The following is a 14,873-nucleotide window of genomic DNA, read 5'->3' on the forward strand; positions in this document are numbered from 1 at the left end:
TCACGGCGTCACGGCGTCACATGCGGTCGACGGCGGTCACCTTGACGACCGCCTCCCCGGCGTCGTCGGAGCCCGCCAGGTCGACCTCGGCGCTGATGCCCCAGTCATGGTCGCCCGCCGGGTCGTCGAAGGTCTGGCGCACCCGCCACAGGGCGTCCTCGGGCACCTCCTCGATCCGCAGCAGCTGCGGCCCGCGGGCGTCCGGCCCGGTGAACAGGTCGTCGTGCTCCTCGAAGTAGGCGTCCATGGCGGCGGGCCAGTCGATGTCGGGGTCCAGTTCGGCGAGGTCGCGGTAGTGCTCCAGCGCGGCCAGCTCGACGCGGCGGAACATCGCGTTGCGCACCAGCACGCGGAACGCGCGGGTGTTGGCGGTGACCTTGGTGACGCGCTCCTCGAGATCGGCGTCCAGGGTCTCGTCGCCGGGGTTGGCCAGCTGCTCCCACTCGTTCAGCAGGCTGGAGTCGACCTGGCGGACCAGCTCGCCGAGCCACTCGATGAGGTCGATGAGATCGTCGTTCTTGATGGACTCGGGAACGGTCTGCTGCAGGGCCTTGTAGGCGCCCGACAGGTACCGCAGCACCATGCCCTCGCCGCGCGCGAGCTCGTAGTAGGCGATGTACTCGGTGAACGTCATCGCCCGCTCGTACATGTCCCGCACGACCGTCTTCGGCCGGAGCGGGTGGTCGCCTACCCAGGGGTGGCCGCGGCGGTACAGCTCGTACGCCGCCTCCAGCTCCTCCTCCAGCGGCTTGGGGTAGTCGACGTCCTGGAGCGCCTCCATGCGCTCCTCGTACTCCATGCCCTCGGCCTTCATCTCCGCGACCGCCTCGCCGCGCGCCTTGTTGAGCTGGGCGGCGATGATCTGGCGCGGGTCCTCCAGCGTCGACTCGATGACCGACAGGACGTCCAGCGCGTAGGTGGGCGAGCCGGGGTCGAGCAGCTCGAACGCGGCCAGCGCGAACGTGGACAGCGCCTGGTTGAGCGCGAAGTCCTCCTGGAGGTCGACGGTGATGCGAGCCCAGCGGCCCTGCTCGTCGGGGACCTCCAGCTGCTCGACCACTCCCCCGGCCAGCAGCGAACGGTAGATCGCGATGGCCTGCGAGATGTGGCGGCGCTGGGCGGGCCGGTCCTCGTGGTTGTCGGTGAGGAGCTTCTTCATCGCCTGGTAGGCGTTGCCGGGCCGGCCGATGACCGACAGCAGCATCGCGTGGCTGACGCGGAACCGCGATTTCAACGGCTCGGGCTCGGCGGTCTGCAGCTTGGCGAAGACCTCCTCGTCCCAGCCGACGAAGCCCTCGGGGGCCTTCTTGCGCTGGACCTTGCGGCGCTTCTTGGGGTCGTCGCCGGCCTTGGCGAGGGCCTTCTCGTTCTCCACCACGTGGTCGGGGGCCTGCGCGACGACGTAGCCGATGGTGTCGAACCCGGCCCGGCCCGCGCGCCCGGCGATCTGGTGGAACTCGCGGGCGCGCAGCCGCCGCACGCGGTGCCCGTCGTACTTGGACAGCGCGGTGAACACGACCGTGCGGATCGGCACGTTCACCCCGACGCCGAGCGTGTCGGTGCCGCAGATGACCTTCAGCAGCCCGGCCTGCGCGAGCCGTTCCACCAGCCGCCGGTATTTCGGCAGCATCCCGGCGTGGTGGACGCCGATGCCGTGCCGCACGAACCGCGACAGGTTGCGGCCGAACTTGGTGGTAAAGCGGAAGCCGCCGATCAGGTCGGCGATGCGCGCCTTCTCCTCCTTGCTGCAGACGTTGATGCTCATCAGCGCCTGCGCCCGCTCGATCGCCGCCGCCTGGGTGAAGTGCACCAGGTAGATCGGCGCCTTCTGGACCGAGAGCAGCTCCTCGATCGTCTCGTGCAGCGGGGTCGTGCGGTACTCGTACTTCAGCGGAACGGGCCGCTCGGCCGAGCTCACCACCGCGGTCGGCCGTCCGGTGCGGCGGCTGAGGTCCTTCTCGAAGCGGGCGACGTCGCCGAGCGTGGCCGACATCAGCAGGAACTGCGCCTGCGGCAGCTCCAGGATCGGGATCTGCCAGGCCCAGCCGCGCTCGGGCTCGGCGTAGAAATGGAACTCGTCCATCACGACCAGGCCGATGTCGGCCTCGGCGCCGTCGCGCATCGCGATGTTGGCCAGCACCTCGGCCGTGCAGCAGATGATCGGGGCGTCGGCGTTGATGCTGGCGTCGCCGGTCATCATGCCGACGTTGTCGCTGCCGAACATCGCGGTCAGGTCGAAGAACTTCTCCGACACCAGGGCCTTGATCGGCGCGGTGTAGAACGAGACCTCGTCCCGCGCCAGCGCCGCGAACTGGGCGCCCGCGGCGACCAGGCTCTTGCCGGAGCCGGTCGGCGTCGCCAAGATCACGTTGGAGCCCGAGACCGCCTCGATCAGCGCCTCCTCCTGGGCGGGGTAGAGCGTGACCCCGCGTTCGGCCGACACCCAGCCCTCGAAGGCCTCGAAGAGCGCGTCGGGGTCGGGTTCGGCGGGAAGGCGGTCGATGAGGGTCACCCCTCCATCCTGCCCTTGATCACCCACTGCGTGAGCCACCCGGGGCGGGTCATCTCCAACTCGACATGGATTGTGGACCGTTCCGGTTCAATCCGGACCGCTGCCGGTCAGCCGTCTGGCGCCCTGACCTGACAGGCCACACGCTTTGTCCTAACAATCCCAGTTTGCCCAGTTAAGGAGGGCAATCATGAGGCGGTACGTCACCGAGTTCATCGGGACGTTCTTCCTGGTCTTCACGGTGGGCACCACCGTGCTGGCCAAGGTGGAGCTGGCGCCCCTGGCCATCGGGTCCGTGCTGATGGTGATGATCTACGCGGGCGGCCACATCTCCGGCGCGCACTACAACCCCGCCGTCACCCTCGGGGTGTTCATCCGGGGCAAGATCAACGGCGTGGACGCCGCCGCGTACTGGGTCGCGCAGATCGCGGGCGGCATCATCGGGGCGCTGGTCGCCAAGTGGGGCGTGAACCCCGGCAAGGTGACGGCCCTGTCACCCTCCGGCAGGACGCTCGGGGTCGCGTTCGTGGCCGAGGTCCTGTTCACCTTCGCGCTGGTGTACGTGGTGCTCAACGTCGCCACCAGCAAGGACCACCCCGACAACAGCTTCTACGGGCTGGCGATCGGCTTCACCGTGGCGGCGGGGGCGTTCGCGGTCGGCGGGCTGTCGGGCGGCGCGTTCAACCCGGCCGTCGCCTTCGGCGCGGCGAGCGCGGGCATGTTCGCCTGGTCGAAGATCTGGCTCTGGCTGATCGCCGATCTGGCGGGCGGTGCCGTGGCGGGGGCCACGTTCATCCTGCTCAACCCCGAGGACCGGGTGCCGATGGAGATGGGCCTGCCCAGGCAGCCCGCCGCCCCGCCCGCCGAGGCCCGCACCGCCGCCTAGGCCACCGCGCGAGCGGCGGCCCGGGCGGGGCACGAAGGCGCAGGGGGTCAGGCGGTCACCTCGGACCGGTCGCCGCCCCAGAGGGTGTGGAACGAGCCGTCGCGGTCGACGCGGCGGTAGGTGTGGGCGCCGAAGAAGTCGCGCTGCCCCTGCGTGAGCGCGGCGGGCAGCCGCTCGGCGCGCAGCGAGTCGTAGTAGGCGAGCGCGGCGGAGAACCCCGGCGTGGGGATGCCCAGCTTCACGCCGGTGGTGATCACGTTCCGCCAGGCGTCCTGGGCGGCGCCGACGGCCTCGGCGAAGTGGCCGGCGGTGAGCAGGGTGGGCAGGCCCGGGTCGGCGTCGTAGGCGGCCCGGATCTCGTTGAGGAAGCGGGCGCGGATGATGCAGCCGCCGCGCCAGATGGTCGCCATCGCGCCCGCGTCGATGTTCCAGCCGTACTCGGCGCTGCCCGCCTGGATCTCGTGGAAGCCCTGCGCGTACGCGACGACCTTGGAGGCGTAGAGCGCCTGCTCGACGGCGTCGGCGAAGCCGGACTCCTCCACCTTGGCGCGGGCCGGGCCGGGCAGTCCCTGGGCGGCCTCGCGCAGGTCGGCGTGGCCGGACACCGAACGGGCGAAGACGGCCTCGGCGATGCCACCGACCGGGACGCCGAGGTCCAGGGCGGTCTGCACGGTCCAGCGGCCGGTGCCCTTCTGCTCGGCCTGGTCCAGCACGACGTCGACGAACGGCTTGCCGGTCGCGGCGTCGGTGTGCGCGAGCACCTCGGCGGTGATCTCGATGAGGTAGGACTCCAGGCGCCCGGTGTTCCAGGTCTTGAAGACCTCGGCGATCTCGGCCGGGGACAGGCCCGAGGCGTACCGCAGCAGGTCGTAGGCCTCGGCGATCAGCTGCATGTCGGCGTACTCGATGCCGTTATGCACCATCTTCACGAAATGACCGGCACCGTCCGGGCCGACGTGGGTCGCGCACGGCACGCCGTCGACCTTGGCCGAGATGTCCTCCAGCAGCGGCCCGAGCGCCTCGTAGGACTCCGGGGAGCCGCCCGGCATGATGCTCGGCCCGTTCAGCGCGCCCTCCTCGCCACCGGAGATCCCGGTGCCGACGAAGTGCAGGCCGCGCTCGCGCAGCGCCGCCTCGCGCCGCCGGGTGTCGGCGAAGTGCGCGTTGCCGCCGTCCACGATCATGTCGCCGGGCTCCAGCAGCGGCGCGAACTCCTCGATCACCGCGTCGGTGGGCCCGCCCGCCTTCACCATGATCACCAGTCGGCGGGGGCGCTCCAGCGCCGCGACGAACTCCTCGGCGGTCTCGGCGGGGATGAACGTGCCCTCGTCGCCGAACTCCTCCACCAGCGCCTTGGTCTTGGCCGCCGTGCGGTTGTGCACCGCCACCGGATGCCCGTGCCGTGCAAGGTTCCGTGCCAGGTTGCGGCCCATGACCGCGAGCCCCGTCACACCGATCCGCGCCTGCTGTGCCATATGGATGGCTCCCTCTCCCCCGACGTCGATGGCGGCCGTACACCAACGTACGCGTCCGCCTCGCGGCGCGTTCGACCGACCTGTGAGATTGATCAACCCTTCGGCATGTCCTTGTCTTCCCCGGGAACGCTCCGCGAGGTGGAATGACAGCGTTGAATGTGGAATGGCAGCGGTTGAATGGCTGACAGCGTTGAATCTGGAGAGAACAGCCGGAGGGGGAAGCGTGCTGGGACTGCCCGATGAGGTCGAGGCCTGCCTGTTCGATCTGGACGGTGTGCTCACGGGGACGGCGTCGGTGCACGCCGCCGCGTGGAAGCAGATGTTCGACGCCTATCTGAAGGAACGGGCGGAACGGACCGGCGACCCGTTCGTGCCGTTCGACCCGGTCAAGGACTACGGCGAGTACGTCGACGGCAAGCGGCGCGAGGACGGCACGCGCTCCTTCCTGTCCTCGCGCGACATCACGCTCCCCGAGGGCTCCCCGGACGACCCGCCAGAGGCCGAGACGGTCCACGGGCTCGGCTCCCGCAAGAACGCGCTGGTCCTGAAGCTGATCGACGAGAAGGGCGTGCAGGTCTTCGAGGGCTCGGTCCGCTACGTCCGGGCCGTACGCGAGGCCGGGCTGAAGACGGCCGTGGTCTCCTCCAGCGCCAACACCGTTCAGGTGCTGCGGGCCGCGAACATCACCGACCTGTTCGACGGCCGGGTCGACGGCGTCGTCGCCCAGGAGCGGAACCTGCCCGGCAAGCCCGCCCCCGACATGTTCCTGGCGGGCGCCGAGGCGGTCGGCGTCTCCGCCGCGCACGCCGCGGTGTTCGAGGACGCCCTGGCCGGCGTCGAGGCGGGCCGCGCGGGCAAGTTCGCCCGGGTGATCGGCGTGAACCGGGTCGACGACGCCCACGCGGCCGACCTGGCCGAGCACGGCGCCGACGTCGTGGTCTCCGACCTGTCCGAGCTGATGGAGGAGGGCCGGTGAGCGACCGGAGCGAGGAGAGCGGCCAGGGGAGCCAGAGCCTGCAGGCCGACGTCGACCGGCCCGTCTACACCGTCGAGGAGTGGTGCGTCACCGAGCCCGAGCTGCGGCTGGACCGCCTGCCGCAGAGCGAGTCGGTGTTCGCCCTGTCGAACGGGCACCTGGGCCTGCGCGGCAACCTCGACGAGGGCGAGCCGCACGGCCTGCCGGGCAGCTACCTCAACTCCTTCTACGAGCTGCGGCCGCTCCCCTACGCCGAGGCCGGGTACGGCTATCCCGAGTCCGGCCAGACGATCATCAACGTCACCAACGGCAAGCTCATCCGGCTGCTGGTCGACGACGAGCCGTTCGATGTCCGCTACGGCCGCCTGCACTCGCACCGGCGCCAGCTGGACATGCGAGCGGGCACGCTCACCCGCACGGTCGAGTGGACCTCGCCCGCCGACAAGCGCGTCAAGATCACCTCGGTGCGGATGGTCTCGCTGAAGCAGCGCGCGATCGCCGCGATCTGCTACGACGTCGAGGCCGTGGGCGATCCCGTCCGCATCGTGGCGCAGTCGGAGCTGGTCGCCAACGAGTCGCTGCCCGACCTGGGCAAGGATCCCCGCGTCGCCGCCGCCCTGGAGTCGCCGCTGGTCAGCGAGGAGCACGTCGCCAACGGCACCAAGGTGATCCTCGTGCACCGCGCCCGCGAGAGCGGCCTGCGGATGGCCGCCGGGATGTCGCACGACATCGAGGGGCCGAACGAGATGGCGTGCGAGTCCGAGAGCTCGCCCGACGTCGGCCGCCTCACCGTCTCGACGCGGCTGGAGCCCGGCCAGCGGCTGCGGATCGTGAAGTACCTGGCGTACGGGTGGTCCAGCCAGCGGTCCAGGCCCGCGCTGCACGACCAGGTGGTGGCGGCGCTCGCGGGCGCCCGGCACACCGGCTGGGACGGGCTGGTCGCCCAGCAGCGCGCCTACCTCGACGAGTTCTGGCGCGGCGCCGACGTCGAGGTCGATGGGGACTCCGAGATCCAGCAGGCGGTGCGGTTCGGACTGTTCCACATCCTCCAGGCGGGCGCCCGCGCCGAACGCAGGATGATCCCCGCCAAGGGCCTGACCGGCCCCGGCTACGACGGGCACACCTTCTGGGACACCGAGACGTTCGTGCTGCCCGTGCTGACCTACACCCATCCGCGTTCGGCGGCCGACGCGCTGGCCTGGCGGCACATGACGCTCCCGCTGGCCCGCGAACGCGCCGAGCAGCTCGGCCTCGCCGGGGCGGCGTTCCCCTGGCGGACGATCCGCGGCCAGGAGTGCTCGGGCTACTGGCCCGCGGGCACCGCCGCGTTCCACATCAACGCCAGCATCGCCGACGCGGTCGTGCGCTACATCGACGCCACCGAGGACGAACGGTTCGAACGCGAGGTCGGGCTGGAGCTGCTGGTCTGCACGGCCCGGCTCTGGCGCAGGCTCGGCCACCACGACCTGGAGGGCGTCTTCCGGATCGACGGCGTCACCGGCCCGGACGAGTACACCGCGATCGTGGACAACAACGTCTACACCAACCTCATGGCGCGCCGTAACCTGCGGGCCGCCGCCGAGGTCGCGATGAACCACCCCGACCTGGCCGCCGACCTCGGCGTCAGCACCGAGGAGACCGCGTCCTGGCGGGACGCGGCGTCGGCCATGCTGATCCCCTACGACGAACGGATGGGCGTTCACCCGCAGAGCTCGGGCTTCACCAACCACTCCCGCTGGAACTTCGCGGCGACCAAGGCCGAGCACTACCCGCTGCTGCTGAACTTCCCTTACTTCGATCTCTACCGGAAGCAGGTCGTCAAGCAGGCCGACCTGGTGCTGGCCATGCACCTGTGCGGGGACGCCTTCACCGACGAGCAGAAGGCCCGCAACTTCGACTACTACGAGGGCATCACCGTCCGGGACTCCTCGCTGTCGGCCCAGACGCAGGCGGTGCTGGCCGCCGAGGTCGGGCAGCTGGAGCTCGCCCACGACTACCTGGCCGAGACCGCGCTGCTGGACCTGCACGACCTGGCCCACAACACCCGCGACGGGCTGCACATCGCCTCGATGGCGGGCTCGTGGAGCGGCCTGGTCGCCGGGTTCGGCGGGATGCGGGCCGGGCACGGCTCGCTGCGGTTCGCACCCCGGCTGCCGAGCGGGATGAGCCGGCTGGCGTTCCGGATGCGCTACCGCGACCGGCTGCTGCTGGTCACGATCCGTACGCACGCGGCGACCTACGAGCTGCTGGAGGGCGCGGAGATCGAGCTGGTCCACCACGGCGAACGGTTCACCCTGGTCGACAAGCCGGTCGAGATGGACATCTCGCCGGTCCCGTCGCGGCCGCGCCCGAGCCAGCCGGTCGGCCGCGAGCCTCTCCCCCGCCGCGCCGACCCGTCCGTCCGAACGAACTGAAAGGCGACCGGCCAGTTGAGGCGGCCGGCTAGTTCTGCATGCCGGGCGTGCAGGGGTCGCACGGCGCGGCGTCGCACGCCTGGACGTCGTGCGGGGCGTCAGCGGGTCCGGCGGGCTCGACCTTGTCGGACTCGGTGGAATGCCGGACGAGCAGGCGGCGGGGGCCCGGGCCCTCGTCGCCGAGCCGGTCGTAGGGGTTGGCCAGCGCGCACTTGTTGATCGACAGGCAGCCGCAGCCGATGCACTCGGTCAGGCTGTCGCGCAGGCCCTGGAGCTGGGCGATCCGCTCGTCCAGGTCGGTACGCCAGGCCTCCGACAGCCGCGCCCAGTCGTCCACGGTCGGGGTCCGCTCCTCCGGGAGCGTGCTCAGCGCCTTCTTGATGTCGCTGAGCGGGATGCCGACGCGCTGCGAGACCCGGATGAAGGAGACCCGGCGGAGCGTGTCGCGGGTGAACCGGCGCTGGTTCCCGGCGGTCCGGCGGCTGGTGATCAGCCCCTTGGACTCGTAGAAGTGCAGCGCCGACACCGCGACCCCGCTCCGCTCGGCCAGCTGACCGACGGTCAGCTCGTACAGCCTGTGCTCCAACCGGCTCATGCGGCACAGAATATGCGGCTAGACGGGCTGGGCGGCTCCGCCGCGGGCCTCGGACTCTTTGGCGAGCTTGCGGAGCCGGAACGCGGCGCCGACCATGAGCGCGCCGAACAGGATCGAGAAGAAGCCGATCATCCAGACCACGGCGAGCGCGCCGGAGACGGGCCAGACGAACAGCAGCACCCCGAACAGCACCGAGATCGCGCCGGTCAGCACGTACACCCACTCGTTGTCGATCTGCTTGCGCAGCGCGAACGCGGTGGCGATCTCGAAGATCCCGGTGACGACCGCCCAGGCGGCGATCAGCATGAGCAGCGCGAAGCCGGTGATGCCGGGCCAGGCCATCGCCACGATGCCGAGGACGATGCCGCAGACGCCGGTCAGCGCCAGCCAGCCCCGTGACTGCCCCTCGACGCCGCGGAACGCCCCGTACAGCGCGATGGCGCCGTCCACCAGCGCGTACGCGCCGAACAGGATGACCAGGGCCCAGACGGTGATGCCGGGCCAGATCCAGGCGACCAGTCCGAACAGGATCGCGAACGCGCCGCGGAGCGCGAGAACCCACCAGTTGCGGGCCATCATGTCAAGCATCATTGCCTCCCGACTCGCCTGACCCCGGCGCGACGCTGATGTCGAGCCCGCCGCCCCCGGAGTAGTCGACGGCGACGGCGTCGCCCTCGTTGATCTGGCCGCCAAGCAGCATCTTGGACAGCCGGTTGTCCAGCTCGCGCTGGATGGTGCGGCGCAGGGGCCGCGCGCCGAACTCGGGCTTGTAGCCCTGCTCGGCGAGCCGGTCCTTGGCCGCGTCGGACACCTGCAGCGTCACGTCCTGCCCGGCGAGCCGCTGCCGGGTCTTGTCCAGCAGCAGGTCCACGATCTGGCGGAGCTGCGGCCTGTCGAGCCGTTCGAAGACCACGACGTCGTCGATGCGGTTGAGCAGCTCGGGCCGCAGCGTGTGCTGCAGCAGGTCCATGACCTTGTCCTTCAGCTGCTCTTCGGGTTCGACGTTGTCCAGGATCAGCTGGGCGCCGACGTTGCTGGTCATGATCACGATGGTGTTGCTGAAGTCGACGGTGCGGCCCTGCCCGTCGGTGAGGCGGCCGTCGTCGAGCATCTGCAGCAGGATGTTCATGACGTCGGGGTGGGCCTTCTCGATCTCGTCGAGCAGCACCACGCTGTGCGGGTGCCGCCGGACCGCCTCGGTGAGCTGGCCGGCCTCCTCGTACCCGACGTAGCCGGGCGGGGCGCCGATCAGACGGCTGACGGTGTGCTTCTCCTGGAACTCGCTCATGTCGATGCGGACCATGCGGTCGCTGCCGCCGAACAGCACGTCCGCCAGGGCCCGGGCCAGCTCGGTCTTGCCGACGCCGGTCGGGCCGAGGAACAGGAAGCTGCCCTGCGGCCGGTTCGGGTCCGACAGGCCCGCGCGGGCGCGCCGTACGGCCTCGGCGACGGCGTCGACGGCCTCCTCCTGGCCGATCACCCGCTCGTGCAGGTGGTCCTCCAGGCGCATGAGCCGGTCGCGTTCCTCCTCGGTGAGCTGGGCGACCGGAATGCCGGTCCGTTTGGACACGACCTCGGCGATGTCGGCGACGGTCACCTCGGGCACGTCGTCCGTGCCTCCAGAACCGCCGTGGCGCGCGTTCTCCAGCTCGGGGCGCAACTGCTCGATCTCCTCGCGCAACTCCTTGGCCCGGTCGAAGTCCTCGTTGGCGACGGCCTGGTCCTTGTCACGGTGCAGCGCCTCCAAGCGCTGTTCCAGCTCGCGCGAGTCCTGGTCGGGTGACAGCGAGCGCAGCCGTACGCGGGCGGCGGCGTGGTCCATCAGGTCGATCGCCTTGTCGGGCAGGAACCGGTCGGCGATGTAGCGGTCGGACAGGCGCGCGGCGGCGTCCAGAGCCTCGTCGGTGATGCGGACCTGGTGGTGTGCCTCGTACTTGTCGCGCAGCCCGGCCAGGATCTCGATGGTGTCCTCGACGCTCGGCTCGGGCACCATCACCGGCTGGAAGCGGCGCTCCAGCGCGCCGTCCTTCTCGATGTACTTGCGGTACTCGTCGATCGTCGTGGCGGAGACGACGTGCAGCTCGCCGCGCGCCAGGGCGGGCTTGAGGACGTTGGCGGCGTCCATGCCGCCCTCGGAGGAGCCCGCGCCGACCAGCGTGTGCACCTCGTCGATGAAGATCACCAGCTCCTCGGAGTGCTCGCGGATCTCGTCGATGACCTTCTTGATCCGCTCCTCGAACTCGCCGCGGTACTTCGAGCCCGCGACCATGCCGGTGAGGTCGAGCGCGACGACCCGCTTGCCCTTCAGGGACTCGGGGACGCCGCCGTTCACGATGCGCTGGGCGACGCCCTCGACGATCGCGGTCTTGCCGACGCCCGGCTCGCCGATCAGGCACGGGTTGTTCTTGGTACGGCGCGACAGCACCTCGATGGCCTGCTCGATCACGTCCTCGCGGCCGACCACCGGGTCCAGCGCGCCCTGGCGCGCCTCCTCGGTGAGGTCGCGGCCGTACTCGTTCAGGGTCGGGGTGTCGGGGTTGCCCTGCCGGCCTTGCGCCGAGCCGGTCTGGTCCGGCTGGTTCAGCACGGCGTCCTGGATCTCGTTGGCCGACACCCCCTGCGCGGCCAGCAGCCTGGCGGCCGAGGAGCCGGGGTTGGCCGCCAGTGCGAGCAGCAGGTGCTCGGGCCCGATGTAGCTGGCGTCGAGGGCGTTGGAGACACGCTGTGCGTCGAGCAGCGCGCGCTTGGCGGCCGGGGTCAGCGTCGTCGGCGTCTCGCCCGGGGTGCCGTCGCCGGTCAGGTCGGAGATGCGGGCCAGCAGGCCGTCCGGGTCGGCGCCCGCCGAACGCAGCAGCCCGCGCGCCGGATCGGTCTGCGCGGCGGCGCCGAGCAGGTCGATCGCGTCCAGGTCGGCGGCGCCTCGCCGGCCCGCCCGTTGCAGCCCCTGCCCGACCAGCTCGCGGCCGGGTTCGCTCAGCAGCCTGCCGATGTCGACCCGCTGCACCCCGCCCGAACGCGGCGGCCACGACTCGGGGGCACCGAACATCCGCCCCGTCAGATGATCGAAGCCGCGGAACGGGTCGTCGAACATCGAGCCGAACGGCGAACTGGCCACAGCGGATCCCCCCGGAACGTCCCGTGGCCTCGCGGGACGCCCGCAAGGCCGATTAATGCAGACCTAGCCACGGGCCGCGCGTGAAAAGCCCAAACGGGTGTCGAATTTGGGCAAAGTCACCCAGCGCAGTCACCCAGAGCAATCACTGAGCGCAGTCACTGAGCGCAGTCACCCGGCTCGGTCACCCGGCGTCACGCGGGCGGCGGGCCAGGTCCTCCAGGAGCCGCTCGATCCGGTCCAGGCGCGCGTTCAGCGCCTCGACGTCGCCGTAGCTGGCCGACTGCTCCTCATGCCGGAGCCGTACGACCACGGCGCCGCCCGGCTCCAGCGTGATCTTGTCGACGTCGGCGACGTCGTCGCCGCCCTGCGCCTGGATCACCTGGTCCACCTCGCCCTGCCGCAGCGCGAGCCGCCGCAGGGCCTTGCCGACGTACGCGCCGTCCCTGGCCAGCACGATCGGCTTGGCGTCGAACCGCCCGATGAAGACCCGGACCAGCACCGCGTTGGCGGCCAGCAGCACCACGGCGCCGAGGATGCCGCCCCACAGCGAGTTGTCGGGTCCGATGATGGCGTTCTGCACGACGTTCGACAGCAGCAGCATCACCACGAAGTCGAAGCCGTTCAGCTGGGCCATCTCCCGTTTGCCCGTGAACCGCAGCAGCGCTGCCACGACGAGGAAGACCGCGACCGTCCGGACGATCTTGTCGAGCACCGGAATGCCCATGCTGAACAGGTCGTGCCACATGGCCCTCTTCGTTCCCCTCGGAATCGACCGGCAATCGGGTCACCAAGCCTGCCAAAACTCTCGTCATATGACCTGTTCACGCGGTAACCGCCGGTTCACCGTTGGGAACGGTGGGGCAGAAGGCAAAGGGGATCTGGGAGCAGGAACCGGACGTTCGGGGGGACGGATGAGTTCTACTGAGGTTCCCGCGGGCAACGTGCCCGCGACCGGCACGACGCGCAGCGGAGCGCACAGGAAACCGGCGGTCGCCGTCGCGTTCATCTCCTGGGTGACGCTGGCGCTGATGACCACCAGCTCGGTCGCGAGCCTGCGGCCCGCGCCGACGATGGCGGTGTACGGGCTGGCGGCCATCTTCCTGTACATCGTGCCCGCACTGTTGTTCCTGCTGCCGACCTCGATGGTCTCGGCGGAACTGGCCTCGGGCTGGGACGGCGGGGTCTACCGCTGGGTCAGCGAGGCGATGTCACCGAAGGCGGGCTTCCTGGCGGTGTGGTGCCAGTTCGCCATGACCATCACCTACTACCCGAGCCTGCTCGCCTACGTGGCGGGCACGTTCGCCTATGTCATCGACCCGCGCCTGGCCAGCAACGGCGTCTACACCGCGCTGGTGATCATCACGATCTACTGGGCCGGGGTGTGGGTGTCCTCGCGCGGCACCAAGACCGTCGCGGGCCTGTCCAGCGCCACGCTGGTCATCGGGACGCTGGTCCCGGGCGCCGTGCTGGTCGTGCTCGGCATGGTGTTCCTGGCCCAGGGCAACTCCTCGGCCGCGCCGATGGACGGCGGCCACATCCTGCCCGCCTGGACCGGCATCGCCAGCCTGGTGCTGATCGTCAACAACTTCCTGAGCTACGCGGGCATGGAGATGAACGCCGTGCACGTCGGGTCGCTCCGCAAGCCCGGCAAGGAGTTCCCCAAGGCGATGTTCCTCGCCATGGCGCTGGTGCTGCTGATCTTCATCCTGCCGGCGCTGGCGATCAGCTGGGTGGTGCCGTCCAAGCAGCTCAGCCTGACCGCCGGGGTCATGCAGGCCTTCGACGGGTTCTTCAACCACTTCGGCGTGAGCTGGCTGACCCCGATCTTCGGGATCATGCTGATCGCCGCCTCGATCGGCGGCATGCTCACCTGGCTCGCCGGGCCGTCCAAGGGGCTGCTGATGATCTCGCGGCAGGAGGGCTACCTGCCGCCGGTCCTGCAGAAGCTCAACAAGGACGGCGTGCAGCAGAACATCCTGGTCGCCCAGGGCGTGCTGACCACGGTGATCGCGCTGCTGTACGCGTTCATCCCGGACGTCTCCAGCGCCTACTGGATCCTGTCGGTGATCACCACTCAGGTCTACCTGATCATGTACGTGCTGATGTTCATCTCGGCCATCAAGCTGCGCCGCAACCAGCCCGACCATCCGCGCGGCTACCGCGCGCCCGCGCTCATCGCGCTGGCCGGGATCGGCCTGGTCGCCTCCGTCGCCGCGTTCGCCATCGGGTTCGTTCCGCCGTCGCAGTTCGGCAACGGCAGCCCGCTGGTCTACGTACTCATCGTCGGCGGCGGCATGGCGCTGGTCGGGCTGCTCATCCCGTACCTCTTCCTGAAGATGCGCCGCCCGAGCTGGAAGACCGTCGACCCGACCACCCCGGTCGCCTAGGAGGTGTGAACGATGACCACCGCGACACCGCAACCGGCGGGAGGCGCCGGGCCCGATCCCGGAGCCGACTTCGACGACCCGCATCCGGGCGCGCCGCAGTTCCTGCGCCGCATGATCTACATCGGGTCGGCGCTGATCCTGCTGCTCATCGTGCTGTGGGGGGTGCTGGCGTTCAAGGCGACCGCCGACAACCAGCGCGCCCGCAGCAAGGCCAAGCAGCTCACCGAGCAGCTGAAGGCCGCGGGCCTGCCCGTGCCGACGCAGGACCAGATCGTGAACGTGCTCGGCGACGACGGCGGCATGGTCTGCACCGACCCGGGCGCCGCGCTGTCCAAGGCCCGCTTCAACGCCGGGCTGACCAACGGCTCGGGCAGCGTCGGCAGCCGGCCGGTGCTCGGCGACAAGGACCTCGTCCAGGCCGAGACGCTCGTCATCTCCATCTACTGCCCGACCAGGCTGGGCGACTTCACCGACAAGATCAAGCACATGAGGTTCGAGGACACGGTGCGATGAGCA

At 70.3% G+C, this 14,873-nt stretch carries 11 protein-coding genes; 5 read left to right on the forward strand and 6 right to left on the reverse strand.

Annotated elements, in window-relative coordinates; translation table 11 throughout:
• Positions 1–16: 16 nt before the first annotated feature.
• Positions 17–2,512, reverse strand: coding sequence for a DEAD/DEAH box helicase (locus J4573_RS21270; RefSeq protein WP_208257523.1), 2,496 nt, complete (start codon positions 2,510–2,512; stop codon positions 17–19).
• Positions 2,513–2,699: 187 nt separating this feature from the next.
• Between J4573_RS21270 and J4573_RS21275 the strand changes: the two genes are divergently transcribed.
• A complete protein-coding gene (locus J4573_RS21275; protein ID WP_208257524.1) occupies positions 2,700–3,395 on the forward strand; it encodes an MIP/aquaporin family protein in 696 nt (231 codons plus the stop codon).
• A 47-nt stretch (positions 3,396–3,442) separates the two neighbouring features.
• Here the strand turns inward: J4573_RS21275 and gnd are convergent, their stop codons facing one another.
• Positions 3,443–4,870, reverse strand: coding sequence for an NADP-dependent phosphogluconate dehydrogenase (gnd, locus tag J4573_RS21280; RefSeq protein WP_208257525.1), 1,428 nt, complete (start codon positions 4,868–4,870; stop codon positions 3,443–3,445).
• Positions 4,871–5,093: 223 nt separating this feature from the next.
• On the opposite strand from gnd, the gene J4573_RS21285 reads away from it, so the two are divergent.
• On the forward strand, positions 5,094–5,846 hold the full coding sequence (locus J4573_RS21285; protein WP_307796759.1) for a beta-phosphoglucomutase family hydrolase: 753 nt from the start codon (positions 5,094–5,096) through the stop codon (positions 5,844–5,846).
• Positions 5,843–8,260, forward strand: a complete 2,418-nt coding sequence (locus J4573_RS21290; protein WP_307796760.1) for a glycoside hydrolase family 65 protein — start codon at positions 5,843–5,845, stop codon at positions 8,258–8,260. The genes J4573_RS21285 and J4573_RS21290 overlap by 4 nt, the downstream gene beginning before the upstream one ends.
• Positions 8,261–8,288: 28 nt before the next feature.
• Here J4573_RS21290 and soxR read toward each other — a convergent pair whose 3' ends face one another.
• From soxR to J4573_RS21310, 4 genes are all read right to left on the reverse strand, one after another.
• Entirely contained in the window at positions 8,289–8,855 is a 567-nt protein-coding gene (gene soxR, locus J4573_RS21295; protein ID WP_208257527.1) for a redox-sensitive transcriptional activator SoxR, read from the reverse strand.
• An 18-nt stretch (positions 8,856–8,873) separates the two neighbouring features.
• The gene (locus tag J4573_RS21300) at positions 8,874–9,443 is read right to left on the reverse strand and encodes an HdeD family acid-resistance protein (RefSeq protein ID WP_208257528.1); all 570 of its coding nucleotides are present in this window, start codon (positions 9,441–9,443) and stop codon (positions 8,874–8,876) included.
• On the reverse strand, positions 9,436–11,946 hold the full coding sequence (locus tag J4573_RS21305) for an ATP-dependent Clp protease ATP-binding subunit (RefSeq protein WP_243773385.1): 2,511 nt from the start codon (positions 11,944–11,946) through the stop codon (positions 9,436–9,438). Before J4573_RS21305 ends, J4573_RS21300 begins: the two co-directional genes overlap by 8 nt.
• A gap of 205 nt (positions 11,947–12,151) precedes the next feature.
• Positions 12,152–12,715, reverse strand: coding sequence for a DUF421 domain-containing protein (locus J4573_RS21310; RefSeq protein ID WP_208257530.1), 564 nt, complete (start codon positions 12,713–12,715; stop codon positions 12,152–12,154).
• Positions 12,716–12,881: 166 nt separating this feature from the next.
• On the opposite strand from J4573_RS21310, the gene gadC reads away from it, so the two are divergent.
• Together gadC and J4573_RS21320 are read left to right on the forward strand one after the other, a co-directional pair.
• Entirely contained in the window at positions 12,882–14,357 is a 1,476-nt protein-coding gene (gadC, locus tag J4573_RS21315; RefSeq protein WP_208257531.1) for a glutamate/gamma-aminobutyrate antiporter GadC, read from the forward strand.
• Between the two features lie 12 nt (positions 14,358–14,369).
• Positions 14,370–14,870: a hypothetical protein gene (locus J4573_RS21320; RefSeq protein WP_208257532.1), complete on the forward strand. Its 501-nt coding sequence runs from the start codon at positions 14,370–14,372 to the stop codon at positions 14,868–14,870.
• Positions 14,871–14,873 lie beyond the last annotated feature (3 nt).

The sequence above is a fragment of the Actinomadura barringtoniae genome (assembly GCF_017573505.1).
GTDB lineage: Bacteria > Actinomycetota > Actinomycetes > Streptosporangiales > Streptosporangiaceae > Spirillospora > Spirillospora barringtoniae.